A 2,365-nucleotide genomic window follows, 5' to 3' on the forward strand; every position below is an offset into this window, starting at 1 on the left:
CCCCCCGAAAGCGCACGATGTCAGCAAGGCGATTGACAAGGCGAACGGAGAAACTGGCCGGTTGCTGAGGTTCACGGGATGGATGCGGGAAACGGGGCTCACGGCACGGCAGATTGACGAAGCCACCGAGACGAATATGGGGGGGCACTACCTGACGGCCAAGAGCCAACCTGCCATCCCGACTCGGTGCCAATGGGCCAAACTGCGCCCTTTGTGCGGCGATATCCCTGCGTGGGTCGATGAGTTGGTTGATCGCATCGAAGCCGAGCGGGAGGTGGTGGGGCAGGACACCAAGGCGCGGAGCACGAGTGGGAAAAGTGCACTCCCCTCAGTCGGCGGGGAAACGGTTTATGAGACGTGGGACATCACCGCCCCCGCCACCGCCGCCGCCCGCGAGTGGGCAGGTTGGGGCACGGCGCTCAAACCAGCGTGGGAGCCGATCATTGTGGCGCGGAAGCCGCTCGAAGGCACCGTAGCCGAGAATGTGCTGCGGCACGGGACGGGGGCGCTAAATGTGGACGGGTGCAGGGTGGGGACGGTGGATGATGTCCCATCTGTTCACGCTACAAGGCGGTCAGATTATCCACAGTCCTACAAGGGAGATGGCGCTGGGTGGGGAAGATCGAGGGGTGGGTTCGCTGGGGATAGTGTCTGCTGGGAACCGAATGGAGGCCGCTGGCCCGCGAACCTGATCCACGACGGCAGCGACGAGGTGGTTGGGCTGTTTCCGCAGACGACGAGCGGGAGTGGTCAGCGAAGGCCGAAACCGACAGAGAACCGAGCGGCATACATGGCAGGCTGGCCTGCAAACGGATACGAACGCGACGGCGACTCCGGTTCCGCCGCCCGCTTCTTCTACTGCGCCAAGGCGAGCAAGGCGGACCGGGAAGAGGGGTGCGAGGGGTTGGATGAAAAGGAACTCAAGGCATACGGTGACTTTGAGGGAACGCCTGAACATGGCCCGAAAAAGAACGTCCGTGCCAAGAACCACCACCCGACCGTCAAACCTACCGCCCTCATGCGCTACCTGTGCCGCCTCGTGACGCACCCGGATGGTGTGGTGCTTGACCCGTTCGCCGGGAGCGGCAGCACGGGCAAGGCGGCCATGCTGGAGGGCTTCCGCTTCATCGGCATTGAGCGCGACCCAGAGTACGCCAAGATCGCCGAGGCACGCATCAGCGCCGCACTGCTCCCATTGGAGGCGATAACATGAGCCGCTGGTGCCGGGAGATGATTCGCTCCAACAACCAGGAGATCGCCGATGAGTAACCTGCCCGCCCAACTGGACGCCAAACTTGGTGCCATCAACGAGACCTTCTCCGTCAAGGACTTGATCGACGCCGCCGCGCAGGCACGAAAGGAGCAGCCATGAGCATTGAGACCATCGTGTGGGCTGTCGTCGGAGCCAACGTCGCCCTGTTCCTGTTCGGCGCCGCCATGACGCGCCGGCAGAAGCGCCGCGACCGGCCCCGGATCAGGTGCTGGAGGCCGGACGAGAAGGGAGGGCCAGATGGCCGAGGTCCTGCTGCGTAGGTGCGCCTGCTATGCCTACAAGATCCGCGACAAGGCCAAGCGCCGCACCGCGGATGGGTGTCGCTTCTGTGTCCGCGACGGCGGCCCGATCTGCGGGCTCCGAGTGAAGTCGGGCATCTGCACGCGCGCGCCAGGCCATCGCGGAGACTGCGTGGCGTGCGGGCACAAGATCCACGACCTGCGCAGGCAGAACAACCGGCGCATCATCCTGTGGGGGCAGAGGGGATGAGCGAGACCCGCTTCACCGTCCGCCCGGGCGACCGCCTCCAGATCACGATTCACGGGCTTCCGGGCCGCTATGTGCGATGGCAGGCCGCGGCCGGTGCGTTCCGCGAGGCTGGGGCCATCCTCGGCGTGGCGATCACGCTCCTCTCGGGCGCCTGGCCCAGCGGGAGGCCGCGATGAGCAGCGCGAAGCGGAGGGCAACATGAATGGACGAACACACGTTGACCTGTTTTCCGGGCTGGGAGGCTTTTCTCTCGCGGCGGCCGCCAATGGAGTCAGAACCGTCCAGTTCTGCGAAATCGACCAGCGATGCAGAGACTTCCTTGCCCGCACCTTCCCCGGAGTGCCCATCCATGACGACGTGCGCACTCTCGGCTTGGCCGACGCCGCGAGCGGAAGACAGCGAGATGACGGGGGCGCACCGGGGAGTGCCGGACACGCTGACGAGCGCGACAAGGACGATTGGAGATCTTTGCTCCCAAGAGGTCGCCGACAGTTCGGAGAGCGAAACATCGGCAACCCCGTCTACTTCGAGGATGTCTGCATGGCCGACGCCGAATGCAATGGCAGGCGGGGGTCGCACCAGGAGCGGAGATCAGCAGGAACC

The 2,365-nt window shown here is 65.1% G+C and carries 4 protein-coding genes; all 4 read left to right on the forward strand.

What is annotated here, in order from left to right; genetic code table 11:
- Window positions 1-1,213 (forward strand): site-specific DNA-methyltransferase (locus FJ251_15520; protein MBM4119112.1); only part of this gene is annotated, 1,213 nt, incomplete at its 5' end.
- 297 nt (window positions 1,214-1,510) lie between these two features.
- The gene (locus tag FJ251_15525; GenBank protein ID MBM4119113.1) at window positions 1,511-1,762 is read left to right on the forward strand and encodes a hypothetical protein; all 252 of its coding nucleotides are present in this window, start codon (window positions 1,511-1,513) and stop codon (window positions 1,760-1,762) included.
- Window positions 1,759-1,938, forward strand: coding sequence for a hypothetical protein (locus FJ251_15530; protein ID MBM4119114.1), 180 nt, complete (start codon window positions 1,759-1,761; stop codon window positions 1,936-1,938). The genes FJ251_15525 and FJ251_15530 overlap by 4 nt, the downstream gene beginning before the upstream one ends.
- A gap of 22 nt (window positions 1,939-1,960) precedes the next feature.
- A partial coding sequence (locus tag FJ251_15535) for a hypothetical protein (protein ID MBM4119115.1) occupies window positions 1,961-2,365 on the forward strand: 405 nt, incomplete at its 3' end.

The organism is bacterium, from assembly GCA_016873475.1.
Classification (GTDB): domain Bacteria; phylum Krumholzibacteriota; class Krumholzibacteriia; order JACNKJ01; family JACNKJ01; genus VGXI01.